Raw genomic sequence first — 14,582 nt, forward strand, 5'->3', positions numbered from 1 at the left:
CGTGAATTTTAATACTAGTTAGAAAAATTCTAAAAAAATTAGCTTTTTATCAACAATAATGCTTTTGAATAAAAATTTCATCTCTTCTTAACTCATCCTTTATGCAAAAAGCTCCTCTATAGACTCTTGCATTTCTTCTTGACTGGGCTTTGAGTAACGAAATATTTCTTTAATAGATACATTTCCACTCAGCTCCTGAGCATAATGAACTCCATGTTTATCAGTGACTTTCTTTAAAAAAGTATGCCGTAACTGATGAGGGGTGAATTTAAATTTTTCATCCTCAGACACAAAGGCCAAGGCTTGCTTTAGTAAACGTTGACAAACCCGATATACATCTAAGGTTTGTAAACGTGTGCCATACCGTGTAATAAACAAAGGCTCATCAACAACAGTATTTCGTTTTTCTAAATACTGCTCCAAATACTCCCTACTCTCTTGAGGTAAAGGAATTTTTTGGCTAATACGTTTTGATTTATGACGTAGCACTTCATACAGCCCTTTCTGTCGGTATTGCCCCACATTTAAAGACACCACTTCTGATTCACGAAGACCTGTTCCCATAAGCACATAAAATAAAGCCGCTTCCATCAATGGATTTTGGTTTTTACGGGTACAACTTTTAATACGTTGCTCACAGGCAGATTTTAATCGCATCATCTGCCTTGAGGATAAACCATTCCAATTGGGAACTTCGGGTTGTAAATCTTTGACTTGAGTAAGGGGATCGCCCGCTAATAAAGGACGTTGTTGATGAAGCCACCGTCCCACATGCCGAATAGTGGCCATAGTTCGATTAATTGAGGTTGCTTTATAGGGCTTTCCCGTTTTTTCAGAAATAGTTTTAATTAAATTTTTTTGGAATTGTTTACTAACAGCGGGCGTCCAACTATCTACACAATCATTTCCTACTTCAGATTGAAAAAATTGAAGGAACTTTGAGAGATCTTTCTTTTTGGCACTTTCAGTTTTCGCAGGAGACCCTTGCACATGTACCGTATAATAATAAGACACCCAAGCAGATAGTGAATGGGTATCAAAATGAACATCTAAAGGATGGAAAATCTTATCTATCACAAACTTTTGATTTTTCGTATTTTGATGCTCCAGTAAATCCATGATGTCCCTTTTTGATTTTTCCGCCATTATACCCTATTTGTGATAGATAAGGTACGTTATCCATCACAAATTATATTTTGTGACCAACTACAGAACAAAGAACAAAATATAATCTTTGTGATCTTATTAACAGTCATATTGATTAACACTATTCACAATGAAATTATTATGATAAATTTGTTTACATAATAACAAAATGTAAAAGGAAATTACATAAACCCCATTAATCCATTCGATCAAGATGCTATTTGTGAAATTGCACGCATACAATTTAAAATGCATGCATTAATAGAATTAGCTAAAGTAAAAGAAGATAAAGGACAACTTCTTGACGCTCTAGACCTATACCAAGAAGCACAACATGAATCTTACCATGTTGGAGAAGGGCCTAAAGTTACAATAATGAATGAAAACATTGATCGAGACAATTGGCACCAACTCAATAATAAAATCGAGACTCTAAATAAGATAATCAAGTGCTAGTATTTGATTCATCTGATACACCGTTAGTTATTTTGGCTTTTCTTAACGGTGTATTTAAATTTGACAACAGCAAGCTTTACCTCAATAGTTGCTTCCGTTTCAGATGACTCCAATTCATCTGGAACAATCAGATCCGAAATCAAATCACCAGTTTTTTGTATTAGCTCTTGATATTTAGGAGAATTTTGGGGTGTCTGTGGTAATGTTTTAATTGTTCGTGATATTTCGCGAACTTTAGAAAAGGTTTCGATAATAGAAATAGTTGTTTCTGTAGCCTTTGGGCTTTTTAAAATAGTAGCAAGCATGTACATGCCTTTCTCAGTAAACACTTTGAGCAATGTCGTTGAATGTTTTAAATTTTTATGTAAAAGGTAAAAAATGGAAAAATTCAGAATAAAGCATCCAGCTGTCATCACGGGTATCCCTGCCCGCCTGCTTCGCAGCATGAGTAAAATCATTGATGAGAATAGTGGGCGTATAATAAATGATGGAGATATTTTCTCTAAAGTATTGGGTACGATGCAGCCAGTATTTTTCTAAACATGAAAAGGCCAGATTTATGGCGATTAAATCAAATTGCTCCTTCTGGATAAACGTTACTATTTCTTCTGCTTTGTCAGCGTGCATGACGCCATACCCCAGATAGCGAAACAAACGCAGGACAAGGACGGTAGTTGATGGATTGTCATCAATCAACAAAATATGAGGCGGCCAATTGAATGTGCTTTTCTCCATGGATAAGTTCCTTTCTTCAACAACACTCTGAAAATATTCCAGGAAACGCACCACGCACGCTGCACGAGCATATTCTGAGGGGAGAAATCAATAAAACGACAGCGGTGCTCTATTGATTCCTAACCAACAGAACATGCCCTGCACACATCATAAATGAGCACCGGTTAAATTGTAACCGATAATAAATATGATAGAATGTACTTAGCCATGATTCTAGTTCCAGCTAGGATTATGGTTAGTGCAGCGCTGGTGTTGATAGCACCGGCGCGGCACGCTTCAAGGTTAGTTTAGGTCTCTTTTCAACAAAAAGTCAACCAATCAAATGTGTTGGAACGAACCAATGAATTCCCAGGTTTTTTAATTTCACCCTGTAATACTATGGTTTAGGTGCGCTCTTTGTTCGCTAATAATGCCACAAAATAATTGCTACCACATAACGTGTTAACTTCCTCAAGACTCATGATTCAATCCAATAAAGGCAATTGAATGGGTTCATGAATTCGTTCTTGCTTCAATTTGATTCCGATACCTAACAATCTTACTGGTATCCGTTTTCTCAAAAAACCTTCGTTTTTGAAACATTGAAGATCTACTGCGTAATATTGCGAAAATTGCAGGTGAATGGAATTCAAATCGACTTTATCGTTGGTCTGATGGCACAGGAAATCTTCTCAAAAGCTGGAGGAAGATAGTAGATAACAATGTGTTAGTCGATGAAAGGCTTGGGTTGAAATTTTGCTATTTGGAAAGGATGTATAAATTTTTTAACCATTTTATTATCAGCTATCCCCACTCTTTAATAGATTTTCTAAATTTGTTCAGCGTCAGTTATCGTTCACAAAATAGATCTACTTTCAATCCTGCCCAAATATTTACATTAAATAAAAACTCTTGTAAGGTCATCTTCATTTTGATTTATAAGAATTAGCATGACTCACATCAAAAATTATTTACCTAATAGCGAAGAAGAATTGAACCAAGCTTTTATCAAAACAATGATTGATGCCACTCCTTTTAAGATTGGTGATAGCGTAAAAATTTCAGAGCAGAATACTGATGAAAAATGGGTGATTACTGATTTTTCTGTTACAGCGGACGGTGAACCAGCCGCTTTATTAGAAAATGATACATTTCATACTTTTGCTCTAATTAGAGACATTCACTTCTATTATTGCTAAGAGTACACATGACTAATAGCCATGGTGAATAATAATGAGTGTTTATGTGTTCAATACAGAAGCAATACAAAGTTTGTCCTCTGTAATTTGTTTTCATACAGGCAAAGAGCTGCTACCTCCTCTGTTGTTACAAATCACCTTTCGTAATTTTTTCCTAAAGGACTATGATGCCTGGGATAGAAGCGCAGACGGTGAAATTTCAATTGAAAAAATTGTTGATACTTTGACTCAAAACGTTTTGAGCTATGAGAAATTTCCCTTCATTGCTCAACTGGATATCCGTTGTCGCTGCTATGATTATCTAAGAACTAATAACTTATTACGCTATCCGAATGTCATTCCCTTTCAATCTGTGCCTTATCGCATGCCATCATTTTCAAAAGACTGGCCTAATCAAATGGCAACAATAATTCCCTTTCCCCCATTGATTTGATTCTTAAGACTACAACTCGCTATAGTTCTTCTATGTCAACTCTCAGTAAAAAATAGTGCACATGCCTGAGAAAATCTATTGAGTTTATATTTTGCGATGCAGCAATCAAAGCTATTACACAGGATATACAGACAATCTTGAAAAACGCTTTCAAGTAGTCAGGAACCTCTTTTTCCATTAAACCTTTATTAAATATTTCCAACGCATTAATAAAGTTATTAGGTTTTTTCGGAAGTTAGCTAATAGCACAAGAAGGATAGAAGCTTCTGTAAGGTTCATATAACGTGTGTTCTGCATCCAATTCCTCAAACCATCTGGTTATTATTGCAATCTTTGCTTAATACAATCATTATTGCAGATATCAGCCCATTCTCGAGGTTAGAGGCTCTATTTCGCAAGAGATCATCTAAACTCCACACAAGTCCCATTACATTGGAGCCTAAAATTGTGCGACTCCACGCGAAAACGCGTAGAGCCGACATGCGTCATTCTTATTTCAATCCGTACCCTAGGCCCATGCCATAATACTCACCATGATCCCGTGATTTCGCTTCCTTGACGAGGTGTTTTTGAGTCTCAAGAAATTGTTGTCTTGCTGTAGATACATTGCTGATGCCCTCTTGCGTCACTGTTTTATTATGATAATATCCTGCTTCAGTTACGCTTTTTTCCCATTCTTTTATCAACTTTAAATTATGTTTATCATCTATTTTATACGAGTGATAAGCTCTCTCAGCGGATTCAATTTTGTTGTAATAATAGTTCCAATCATGTTTTTTAAACATATTTTTTCTCTCTTTGTTATTAATCTAAATTCCCGAGAAAATTATATCTAAGTGCTAACTTCGGGTCTAATATTTAAACGCAACGACATTTTCCTACTCACACTCAGTTTATTATACTTCCATTCGCATTTGCCCCAATCCTGTAATTAAACCCACAAATAAGAACCTATTTGGTACTCATCGTTATAAAATGGCCGCAAGTAACCAACGTAAGCACCTGCTCTTTGCATGGAGCCAGTGGCAAGAAATTGTTGCGCGGGCGAGGTTTGCCTAAAATTTTAAATAGAACTCTTTTTGACCTGATTTGCCTTCGTATTAACAACTTGACAGTGCCAAAAAAAACTCAACAGAATTTGATAAAAAATCTGAGGAAGTTAATAGACGGGCTACTGATTTCTTAGAAAATAATCCGTCAGTCTTCTCATTACAGGAAGATACTAATGTCACAATAAGAAAAACACCAAAGTGATTCTTCTTATCGAGAAGCCATCTTTTGTGATACATTTTCTTGCCAATTGAGAATGTAAGGATTTTCATATCCTTCAATTGCAGCAACGTGCAATGCCCATTGTTTTTCCCAGGAACTTGGAGGAAATGTTTTATTCCAAACCATAAACAATTGTCTTTGTGATGAGCTTAAGGATAATCTATAATATTCCGCCATAAATAAATAAGCGCGTTCCACAACTCCTTTGGCAGAATCTGGCGGCTCAGCCCGCCGCAATTTTTTATCAATTTTCATCGTACACCCCAGATAATCGGGCTGTTCAGGCAACACACTAAACCGATAGTTCGAACGCGCCTGATTCACCACCCATACTTCGGGCCACAAGTTATAAAGCTCAGCTTCCACATGGCGAAACTGTTCATCGATTTTTTCACAACATCGTCGCCCTTTATAGGGTTTTCCATGTTTGTCCTCGCACATGAGTTCACGCCAACAGGCAAATTGCTGCCCAAAGTGTTCGGCAGCCATAATATGCTCCCACTCAATGCGATGTGCTCTTTTGATTGAATCTGCTGCTTGCATGCCACAACTGGATAAATTGACTTCTTTATCTTCATAACTGCATTGGCAATATATGGTTTGTGGGTGTTTCTGAAATAATTGCGCTGCAATTTTCTTAGATTGTGAAAAGGAGCCTGGGGATTGGGCATAACTTAGAGAGATACAGCACAGTAACAATAAGAATCGCAGCATAAGATACTATGAAGAAAAAATAGGTGTCATTATAAAATGGTTCTTTGTTTTTTCTATAGAAAAACTATCGCGGATAAAGACATCGAATAATAAGCCTTGAATGCCTTCACAACCTGGTCGTAAATCTCTGAAGTAGCCGTTTTTCCTATTAGAAAATATCAGTGCCTTGAAACAGATTAAGTATGATTCAGGTTTGCATACACCACAATACCACCTATTTTTTTTGCATCCAGAGCTATCAATAATTGCTTGAATCCTGAATACAAAATATCCCAAGCGTGTTGACCAAATTGCTGCTCAACCTGCTCACGCTTTTGTTCAAACGAACGCAATAACAACTTATACCAGTGTATAAAGTACTCACTGAGATCAATGCTTTCATTAAATCTCCATCCAGTTTCAGAGAGCTGTTTTTTTAATTCGGGTAAATAAATTGGATTAAAACGAGAGGCTGTTTTTGACCATGGAAAGGGGCTTTGAATTGGTGTCGCATCGGGTCTTGAGTAATCAAATAAAACGAGCCTCCCGTGGGAATCTGAAAGCTGTGATAATTTTTTTAACGCAATTTCTTGAGATGTAAAACAAAAAAGGGCACTGAAGCTATAGATACATTGAAATGATTTGTGGGCAAGCTTAGTGCTGTTCAAAATATCTTCGCATATAAATTGAACATCAGGATAGCTCGTCTTTGCGCGATCAATAAGATCACTATCGATATCAACGCCTGTAACTGTACCCCATCCTTTTTTTTGTACATAATGAGCAGTTCCACCTAATCCACATCCAACATCAAGTAAGCGTGCTTCACTGTTTTTAGCAATAAGTGACAAGGAAAGCTCGATTGCTTCAATTTCACCAGGATGCGCAAAATCCCCCTCTCTTAGCATTGCTAATATCTGTTTCGTATATTCCATTTTGCAACCCCACTGTTATCCCACAGAGTGATCAACAGAAAATGTGAATAACTTTATATTTGAGCATCAGTCATCAAATTCATTTTTTCAATCACTGAATCTATTCTTGAATCTGGAGTGTAACTTTCTCGCCGAATTTCGAATAGATACTTCTATTCAATTTTTCAAAAAAGTAGATTTTATACTCATGATCTTTCATTTAATTTGTACATTATATTTCATATTTAGATATCAATTAAGATAACTTACTAGGTATCTAATAATGTATCCCAAAGGCATCTCTAAAGATATCTAATTAAAATAATATTTTATTGACAAAATCCAATAAAGATATCAATAAAGATATCGCTAAATGAATTTTTAATGACTCATAAAGGTATCTTATAAGTATTACAATGGATATCAATGATAGACAATCAACTGCGTAAAATAAAATATTTAAATTGCTGTTGTTTAAATTTTAAGATCTTTATAAATCTTTACATTTGCTTTAATAACATGGAGATATCGCGAATAATACCTAAAGAGATACCTATTGCAATGCGCAGATTGATACCCATAGCGCTACCCATATGTTTAGGTATCTATATGGGTAGCGGTTAATGTGTCATTAAGAAACACAAAAGATCATCTTTAGGTATCAGCAAACTTTATAAAGGTACTTGTTTAAGTATCAATTTAGGTATCTCTTAAGGAATCACTTAAAACACCAAAAGTATAACGCTACAGGTATCGACGCTGATTATAAAGGTATCTATTTGAATAACGCTAAAGATATCAATCTAATTATGCGTAGAATTTCCTGAGGTTTACCCAGAGGGAATTCGTGTATCAAAATATACAGTAAATATAAAAGTAATTGATTTTTATATAATTAACCTATTTACTTGGTTTCCGATTTAAGTATATTATTGATTAAATTATCAACTTGGCCAGGGATAAAAATAATGAATAATCGCATCGAACAGCCAAAAAGATCTATATCTGATGTTGCTGAATATCTTGGAATTTCAACACAGGCAGTTCATAAGCAACTTAAAAGTAAAAATATAACCTGTGAAAAAATAGGCAATAAATCATATATAACTTATTCAAGTGCTAAACAAATTTTCAATTATAGTTTTAAAAAGAAAAAAATTGCTGTCCAGATTGTAAAAGGTGGCACTGGTAAAACAACATCTATATTTAATATTGCAAGTTGTGCCAATACTTATGGAGCAAAGGTATTGGTCATTGACGCCGATCCACAAGGAAATCTGACTGATGCAAATGGAATAGATGCAGATGAACTCCCAGTTTTAATAGATGTAATAAAATCAGAATGTTCGATTGAAGACAGTATTGTAAATCTTGCTGAGGGTTACGATTTAATTCCTAGTAGGATTGAGAATGTGATACTTGATAATGAAATTGTAAACAAGAGACTTCCACTAGATAAGCTATATGAAAATATTTTAAAACCAATTCAAGATAGATATGACTTCATTTTTATAGATTGCCCACCAACTATGGGGCAAGCAGTCACTGCCGCAACTCTTTATGCAGATATTATATTAGCTCCACTTAACCCAGATAAGTTTAGTGCGAAAGGATTAAAAATTCTTAAACAAGAAGTAGATACGCTAAATAGAAGTTACCATAAAAATATCAATTACAAAGTCTATTTGAATAAATTTAGTGGAAAAACGATTTTATCAGATAAAGCAATAGTATCTTTAATATCCGACCCAGAGTTAGAAGGAAAAGTACTGTCAACCACAGTACAATATGCTCAAGAAATTCCAAATGTAACTGATGATAATAAAAATGCTTTTAGCTCGTTAAAAAAATCCAGTGTACGCGATGATTTTGATAGTTTAACTCGTGAATTATTACAAATATCACCTATTCAAGTGCTCAAGCAGGAACTAAACAAATCAACGAATGAAAGTATGGAAACTGCTTAAGAAATAGGGAGCTTGAGTTATGCCAAATTTAGAAGACGTTCTAAAAGAACGCAATAAAAAGAAATTTGTTAAGAAAAGTTATAGACCTTGGGATTTATCAGGCGATAACGGTACTACCACTAATGATGCACCCAATAACGCTGATGAAAAGTCTTCTGTTCCTGAACAAAGCAGAGAAATGGATAACTCATTTCAATTATTGGAATTTAGACATGAGAAGCCAGATTTAGATATTGATTTAGGTAACAATGAGGTAACAATAGAGAAACAGCAAGATAACAATAGTGTACCTATAGAAAACAATATAGGTAGCAATAAGATAGTCCCTCAAGCATCAATTAGATACCAAATAGATAGCACAATAGATGCCACGTCGTTATATAACAGAATATTACGTTTGACAGGTATTCAAAAAAGTATTTTAAACTTCATTGCTGATGTATGTACGATACGTAATAGTTTAGAAACAGGACCAATAGAAACCATTACTATAGCCACATGGTCTAAAACCACCATTGGTACAGTAAAAACCTCATTGAATAGACTAATCAAAAACGGCCTGATAATTAGAAATATGGGGAAGAAAGCCCGAATGGGTTATTTAAATCTAGGACTAACAGAGGAAGTCTTCGATACAATTCTGGAGCAAAGACAGAAATACAACAACATTTCAAACTCAGCGGAGTTTATAACAGCCTTTAGATATCAATTAGATAACAATGTTCCTAATAATAGTAATAATATATTAAAAAATACTACTACTAAAAAAATAGAAGTAACAATTCCAGAAGAATGGCAAAAAATTGACTTCGAGCCATTGATTCATATTGGATTCTCTAAAACTCAAATTAAACAACTCGTAGAAAGAAACGAGCCTGATGTAGTTCAGGAGTCTATTAACCACTTTGCTTATGGATTAGATAACAACCCTAAGTATAAAAAATATGAAGATCCGTTAACTGTATTAATGGGAGTTTTAAGAAAAGGGCAGGGGTGGTTTGAAAAAGATTATCGTTCACCAAAAGAAATTGCGATGCAACAACTTTTAGAGATGAGAAAAGCACAAACAGAAAGGCAAAAACAACTTGAGGAAGAAACTTTTAAATGGGCTCTCAATAATTGGCATGAAAATCTGTCGTCAGATGAGATCGAAAAAATTGCGCCTAACAACAGGAAAAATGGAGATATTACACCTCAATCAGCGAAACTTAGTTTGCATTTTAAGGAAAATGTTTGGCCTAAATTAAAAAAAGAACTGATACCTAATTAGGTATCCAATTGGTTATCTAATTTGATACCTAAATTATTTCTTATTGATAATAAATAGTTATCAAAAATCTGATCCAAAAATGATAAGGTATAGTGATAAGTAGATAAGAAAATATAGGCTGATTATTGTTGAATCTGCTAGTTTTTGTTTCATTCCAGAGCAATTCTTCGGAATAAAAAAACAATAATTTACACTGATGAAGTCAATTATGCTCTTTATTACTCGTTAAGAAAAAATTTCTAGTATAGAAGTTCATCTATCTTAGTTTATACAAAGTAGTAAAAATAATAACTAAGTGAATAAAGCATGTTAGAGGCAACTTGATAAACTCTATTGCATTATCTATCATGAAACTAATTTTTCTTTAATGCTATAAGAATATATGACTGTAGACTGCATAAATATCAGTAATGTTTTAAGTCGACTACTTAAATCCCATAATATGAGTGAGTCGGAGTTTAGTCGTCAGTCAAATATTCCACGAATTACAATAAGTCGTCTAATAAACAGAAGAACTCCAGATCCAAGATCTTCAACTTTAGAAGCAATTGCAAAGTTTTTTAATATATCGTTGGATCAACTTTTAGGTAAAAAACCTTTAAATTTACATTCAGATACAAAAAAAATAGATGATATATCGTATATCCCCATATTAGAATGGCAAGATAGTAGCAATTGGATAGATAAATATAATAATTATCTATCTTCGGGTAGAGTAGTATTTGTTTCTGGTAAAAAAGATAGTTTATTTGCTTTGAAAACAAGCGGCGATGCAATGTGGCCTAACTTTCCTGAAAATACAATATTAATTATTGATCCTATAAAAGAAGTTAAAAATAAGAGTTTTGTTTTGGCCTATATAGAGAAGGAAAAAGAAATTTTATTTAGACAAATTTTTATTGAAGGGAGTTACAAAATATTAAGAGCCATTAACAGTATTTTTCCACCAATACAAATAGAAAATAATGACCAGATTATTGGTGTAATAATAGAAACACGACATTGTTATGATTAATGTTCTTTCTAAGAAAACAAATGTATTTATGTGAAGATGCTCTTCTTAAAAAAGAAGATTTATATTACAAATTGCTCTCCTTATTTCATATGGGAAGCATATTAATTGGAATGGCCTTAACTTCAAGAATAGTTTCATTAACCTTACCCAATATAAGTCACACACTTTATATAACTGGTGGAATTTTTTTTATCCCAATTGTCTTCTTTATACAAGATATTGTTACGGAGATATTCGGGTATGACAATGCGCGTGTGATGTTAAATACAAACATATTGGTTTTTATAATTTATGTGTTGATTTTGGTTGTTTTATTGGTATCAATAAATAATATAAATAATTCATATGAAAATTTTTATTCAGTAGTTAATACTTTGCCTCGCCATGCTTTATCTTTTGTTTTATCTTTGTATGTTGGAGGCAGGATAAATAACTATGTTTTATCAAAAATGAAATTACATTTTAATCAAAAGTTTCTTGCCTTTAGATTTATATCTTCAACTGCGATTGGTGAGGCATTTTTTCAGTTCATTGCAGTTTTTATATCTTGGTATGGATCATTTACTTCTCAAGATATGTTTCTTATCGCATTTATCTCATATACATACAAAATCTTATTTGAAATTTTAGCTACACCTTTCAACATATGGATTTGTAATTACTTAAAATCTTTAAAATTAGAGAGAGTTCAGAATGTTTTATGATCCAAAGACAAACAATTTTTATTTATCCAGTAACAAGATTTTTGATATGGATACTTTTAACTGGGTTGAAGTGAATGAACTACCTGACACATTAGAAATATGCACATATGAGGGTGCGGTAAAAAAATTACAAAATTCTAGTAATAAAATTAAACAACCGATTGGAGTTATAGGTGCAAATATGCCAGAAGAAGACCAATATCAAAAAGCTTTTGAAATTGGTAGAGAACTTTCTAATTTAGGGCTTATGGTAATATGCGGTGGTAGAAAAGGTGTGATGGAAGCTGTTTGCAAAGGAGTTAGAGAAAATAATGGTATTAGCATAGGTTTATTGCCTGAATATACGATAGAAAGCGCAAACCAATATGTTTCAATTCCCTTAGCAACTGGAATAGGTTTTGCGCGAAATGCACTTATCGCCTCATCTTCTTTTTGTTTAATTGCCATTGGAGGTGGTAATGGCACGCTATCGGAAGTTGCATATGGGTTGCAATTTGGTAAAAAGGTCTTTTCAATAAGCTGTAATTTAAATGTTGATGAATTAGTAAAATGTAATGATGTAAAAACTATAGTCGAGAGTATCTGTAAGTTGATTTTTAAGTTATTGTAGTGGATAAAATCTATGATGTGGTACAAGAAAAATCTAAAAGAATATGCGACAAAATTAGATGGATATTACTTTGATAAAAATTTAAAACAAACAATACTTGTTCTGAAAATTAGAAATAAGAGAACTATATTTCACATTTCTATTAAAGAGATCTTTACCTATAAAGAGTATTTAAGTACCTTACATCCAATTGATTTGTGTATTATAGGGATATTAGCAAACGAGAAAAACATTGAATCTACTGCAAAAGATTATAAATTTATTACGGTGCCAGATAGTTATCTTATGGTAAGAATACAGCCATTTCTTGAAATTCAAGGACGACAATTTCAAGGATCCAGTGAAATTATTAAACTTAAAGTTAAAAATATAGATAAAAAAATATCAGTTTCTGCGAAGGAATTATTTAATAATAAAAAACTAATAAGTGCTCTTCAATATCAAGATGCATTATCATTAGGATTCTCATTATCTGCCTCTGAAACAGATACCTCTCAAATAATAATGCGGAAGAGAGCGACCTATAGTTATTTCCAAACAATTCAAAATAGCATTTTTTTAACTTTTTTTTTCTTATCCATTCTTTTGGTGGGGCAATCTTTTTTAGTTCAAGAAATAAATTTTCATGGTGAAATTTTATTTTTACCTTTTTTAATTCTGTTATTTTCACACATTAATGACAATCTTTTCTTGTGGGAGTCAAATAAGATTTTGATGATTGTAATTATAATAGTTATTGCTTTTATGTTATATTTTTCATGGATAATAGAATTGCCCTTTCCTTATGATGACCATAAAGTAGACGCATTTCGTATGTTGCATCATATAATTATGAATAACTCGATTAAGTTTATTTTTCCCTTTGTATTATCTTCCATAGCAGATACTTTCATAAAAAGAATTCCAAAAAAAATATCTTTTTATTCTCAAAATAGGCTGTTTTCTATCAATATGTATACGTGTTTATTTTTTATATCAGCATTTTGCATAAGCCATATATTAAATATATCGAGTTACTCAATTGTAGATTTTATATATACGATTATAAGTCTCTTCGTTTTGAGTTCATTCAAAAATTTATCTAAAAGGTAATACCAATAAATATTGTATCACATATGATACAAGCTGCATTGACATTAAATCTATAATGATTCATTATTGTTTTATTAAAAAATTATTATGAATATTTGTATCTTTTGTGATTCGTTTTTAAAAGAAATAATTGAAACAATAAAAATTTTTACAGGAGTAAAAATTGGAATCGAAAAGCAATAATAAAAAATATCCAAAAGTTTATATTTCTTTCCAGCTTTCAGAGGAGGCTAATAAGCTTTTATCCGAATCTTGTATGAGATCTGGAAGAAAAAAGATTCCAGAAGCGGCATTACGACTTGAAGATCACCTCATACGATATCGCTCTATCTCCGAATTAAATCAAACCATTCCAAACCAACTAGAAGCAATGGACGCAGATCATGGCAGTACTTCGAATTCATAAAAAACAACAAAACTTTGTAATTCTCGATAAGACGTGTCTGAATGATGACTCCTTATCATGGGGGGCTAAAGGACTACATGCCTATCTGATGTCATTACCTGATGATTGGAAAGTACGAGTTTCTGATTTAAGAGAAAGGGCTACAAATGGAAGGGATGCAGTTCGAGGATTCCTTGGCGAATTAGAACAAGCCGGCTATATTCAAAAATCTGCTTGCCGAGATGATGCAAGTGGTCGTTTTGGTGGGATTGAGTACTTTGTTTTAGAAATTCCAGAGTGCCAAAATCACGATAGAATCCCAGAGCCTGAAAAGCCGTCTTCGGTAAAAAATGAGCAAACAACACCGAGCCCTGAAAACCCGTCTCCGGTAAGCCCGGCGACTGGAAATCCGACGCCGGAAAATCCGACACTAATAAATATTAATAGAATAAGTAATAAGAAACTAAATAATAAAACAGCAGCAGCAAGCAATAGTGCTCCGGGTAAAGCAACGACTATTCACGCTCAACCACAAGCTGCTGCTGTTCTTTTTTCTCAATCATCAAATCATGAAGAGAAACCATTTGCTAAAGTCGTTAAGGAACAATCTCCAGTTGATCGCTTATCGCAAGAGGATGCATTGATTGGCATTGAACTTACTCAAGCCCAGAAACACCGTGTAACCAGCCTGGTTAAAAGCCTCAACTCTCCG

The 14,582-nt window shown here is 33.4% G+C and carries 17 protein-coding genes; 11 read left to right on the forward strand and 6 right to left on the reverse strand.

All coding sequences use genetic code 11. The features are described 5' to 3' along the window. Positions 1-99 precede the first annotated feature (99 nt). The 3 genes from A8O27_RS16300 to A8O27_RS16315 all read right to left on the reverse strand — a co-directional run bounded on the left by A8O27_RS16300 (position 100) and on the right by A8O27_RS16315 (position 2,337). Complete coding sequence (locus tag A8O27_RS16300) at positions 100-1,119, reverse strand: tyrosine-type recombinase/integrase (RefSeq protein WP_058461009.1); 1,020 nt, start codon at positions 1,117-1,119, stop codon at positions 100-102. A 506-nt stretch (positions 1,120-1,625) separates the two neighbouring features. Next, a complete protein-coding gene (locus tag A8O27_RS16310; protein WP_082642509.1) occupies positions 1,626-1,907 on the reverse strand; it encodes a DNA-binding protein in 282 nt (93 codons plus the stop codon). Positions 1,908-1,962: 55 nt separating this feature from the next. Beyond that, positions 1,963-2,337, reverse strand: coding sequence for a response regulator (locus tag A8O27_RS16315; protein WP_064115126.1), 375 nt, complete (start codon positions 2,335-2,337; stop codon positions 1,963-1,965). Between the two features lie 929 nt (positions 2,338-3,266). Here A8O27_RS16315 and A8O27_RS16320 point away from each other — a divergent pair. The 3 genes from A8O27_RS16320 to A8O27_RS19165 all read left to right on the forward strand — a co-directional run bounded on the left by A8O27_RS16320 (position 3,267) and on the right by A8O27_RS19165 (position 4,129). Beyond that, positions 3,267-3,515 carry a hypothetical protein gene (locus A8O27_RS16320; protein ID WP_058460986.1) on the forward strand — a complete coding sequence of 83 codons (249 nt, stop codon included), beginning with the start codon at positions 3,267-3,269 and terminating at the stop codon, positions 3,513-3,515. Between the two features lie 34 nt (positions 3,516-3,549). Beyond that, a complete protein-coding gene (locus A8O27_RS16325) occupies positions 3,550-3,948 on the forward strand; it encodes a hypothetical protein (protein ID WP_058460985.1) in 399 nt (132 codons plus the stop codon). Positions 3,949-4,039: 91 nt separating this feature from the next. Then, the gene (locus A8O27_RS19165) at positions 4,040-4,129 is read left to right on the forward strand and encodes a GIY-YIG nuclease family protein (RefSeq protein ID WP_235810603.1); all 90 of its coding nucleotides are present in this window, start codon (positions 4,040-4,042) and stop codon (positions 4,127-4,129) included. A gap of 310 nt (positions 4,130-4,439) precedes the next feature. On the opposite strand, the gene A8O27_RS16330 is transcribed toward A8O27_RS19165, so the two are convergent. The 3 genes from A8O27_RS16330 to A8O27_RS16340 form a co-directional block, all read right to left on the reverse strand. Next, positions 4,440-4,733, reverse strand: coding sequence for a hypothetical protein (locus A8O27_RS16330; protein WP_058460984.1), 294 nt, complete (start codon positions 4,731-4,733; stop codon positions 4,440-4,442). 475 nt (positions 4,734-5,208) lie between these two features. Then, complete coding sequence (locus A8O27_RS16335) at positions 5,209-5,934, reverse strand: endonuclease (RefSeq protein ID WP_058460983.1); 726 nt, start codon at positions 5,932-5,934, stop codon at positions 5,209-5,211. Positions 5,935-6,110: 176 nt separating this feature from the next. Beyond that, the gene (locus A8O27_RS16340) at positions 6,111-6,848 is read right to left on the reverse strand and encodes a class I SAM-dependent methyltransferase (protein ID WP_058460982.1); all 738 of its coding nucleotides are present in this window, start codon (positions 6,846-6,848) and stop codon (positions 6,111-6,113) included. 947 nt (positions 6,849-7,795) lie between these two features. Between A8O27_RS16340 and A8O27_RS16345 the strand changes: the two genes are divergently transcribed. From A8O27_RS16345 to A8O27_RS16380, 8 genes are all read left to right on the forward strand, one after another. Continuing rightward, positions 7,796-8,794, forward strand: a complete 999-nt coding sequence (locus A8O27_RS16345; protein WP_058460981.1) for an AAA family ATPase — start codon at positions 7,796-7,798, stop codon at positions 8,792-8,794. 19 nt (positions 8,795-8,813) lie between these two features. Next, a complete protein-coding gene (locus A8O27_RS16350; protein WP_058460980.1) occupies positions 8,814-10,064 on the forward strand; it encodes a hypothetical protein in 1,251 nt (416 codons plus the stop codon). A gap of 382 nt (positions 10,065-10,446) precedes the next feature. Then, on the forward strand, positions 10,447-11,079 hold the full coding sequence (locus A8O27_RS16355) for a helix-turn-helix domain-containing protein (RefSeq protein ID WP_058460979.1): 633 nt from the start codon (positions 10,447-10,449) through the stop codon (positions 11,077-11,079). Positions 11,080-11,099: 20 nt separating this feature from the next. Continuing rightward, positions 11,100-11,783 carry a queuosine precursor transporter gene (locus A8O27_RS16360; RefSeq protein ID WP_058460978.1) on the forward strand — a complete coding sequence of 228 codons (684 nt, stop codon included), beginning with the start codon at positions 11,100-11,102 and terminating at the stop codon, positions 11,781-11,783. Beyond that, complete coding sequence (locus tag A8O27_RS16365) at positions 11,773-12,393, forward strand: TIGR00725 family protein (RefSeq protein WP_058460977.1); 621 nt, start codon at positions 11,773-11,775, stop codon at positions 12,391-12,393. Before A8O27_RS16360 ends, A8O27_RS16365 begins: the two co-directional genes overlap by 11 nt. 12 nt (positions 12,394-12,405) lie before the next feature. After that, complete coding sequence (locus tag A8O27_RS16370; protein WP_058460976.1) at positions 12,406-13,485, forward strand: hypothetical protein; 1,080 nt, start codon at positions 12,406-12,408, stop codon at positions 13,483-13,485. Positions 13,486-13,648: 163 nt separating this feature from the next. Beyond that, positions 13,649-13,891: a TraY domain-containing protein gene (locus tag A8O27_RS16375; RefSeq protein ID WP_012187510.1), complete on the forward strand. Its 243-nt coding sequence runs from the start codon at positions 13,649-13,651 to the stop codon at positions 13,889-13,891. Next, a partial coding sequence (locus A8O27_RS16380; protein ID WP_064115127.1) for a hypothetical protein occupies positions 13,869-14,582 on the forward strand: 714 nt, incomplete at its 3' end. The genes A8O27_RS16375 and A8O27_RS16380, both read left to right, overlap by 23 nt.

Source organism: Legionella bozemanae (genome assembly GCF_001648595.1).
GTDB lineage: Bacteria > Pseudomonadota > Gammaproteobacteria > Legionellales > Legionellaceae > Legionella > Legionella bozemanae.

Bases quoted from the DNA above. Each gene is read 5' to 3' on its own strand.
- A8O27_RS16300 (WP_058461009.1), bottom strand. From the start codon at position 1,119: ATGGATTTACTGGAGCATCAAAATACGAAAAATCAAAAGTTTGTGATA.
- A8O27_RS16310 (WP_082642509.1), bottom strand. From the start codon at position 1,907: ATGCTTGCTACTATTTTAAAAAGCCCAAAGGCTACAGAAACAACTATT.
- A8O27_RS16315 (WP_064115126.1), bottom strand. From the start codon at position 2,337: ATGGAGAAAAGCACATTCAATTGGCCGCCTCATATTTTGTTGATTGAT.
- A8O27_RS16320 (WP_058460986.1), top strand. From the start codon at position 3,267: ATGACTCACATCAAAAATTATTTACCTAATAGCGAAGAAGAATTGAAC.
- A8O27_RS16325 (WP_058460985.1), top strand. From the start codon at position 3,550: ATGAGTGTTTATGTGTTCAATACAGAAGCAATACAAAGTTTGTCCTCT.
- A8O27_RS16330 (WP_058460984.1), bottom strand. From the start codon at position 4,733: ATGTTTAAAAAACATGATTGGAACTATTATTACAACAAAATTGAATCC.
- A8O27_RS16335 (WP_058460983.1), bottom strand. From the start codon at position 5,934: ATGCTGCGATTCTTATTGTTACTGTGCTGTATCTCTCTAAGTTATGCC.
- A8O27_RS16340 (WP_058460982.1), bottom strand. From the start codon at position 6,848: ATGGAATATACGAAACAGATATTAGCAATGCTAAGAGAGGGGGATTTT.
- A8O27_RS16345 (WP_058460981.1), top strand. From the start codon at position 7,796: ATGAATAATCGCATCGAACAGCCAAAAAGATCTATATCTGATGTTGCT.
- A8O27_RS16350 (WP_058460980.1), top strand. From the start codon at position 8,814: ATGCCAAATTTAGAAGACGTTCTAAAAGAACGCAATAAAAAGAAATTT.
- A8O27_RS16355 (WP_058460979.1), top strand. From the start codon at position 10,447: ATGACTGTAGACTGCATAAATATCAGTAATGTTTTAAGTCGACTACTT.
- A8O27_RS16360 (WP_058460978.1), top strand. From the start codon at position 11,100: ATGTATTTATGTGAAGATGCTCTTCTTAAAAAAGAAGATTTATATTAC.
- A8O27_RS16365 (WP_058460977.1), top strand. From the start codon at position 11,773: ATGTTTTATGATCCAAAGACAAACAATTTTTATTTATCCAGTAACAAG.
- A8O27_RS16370 (WP_058460976.1), top strand. From the start codon at position 12,406: ATGATGTGGTACAAGAAAAATCTAAAAGAATATGCGACAAAATTAGAT.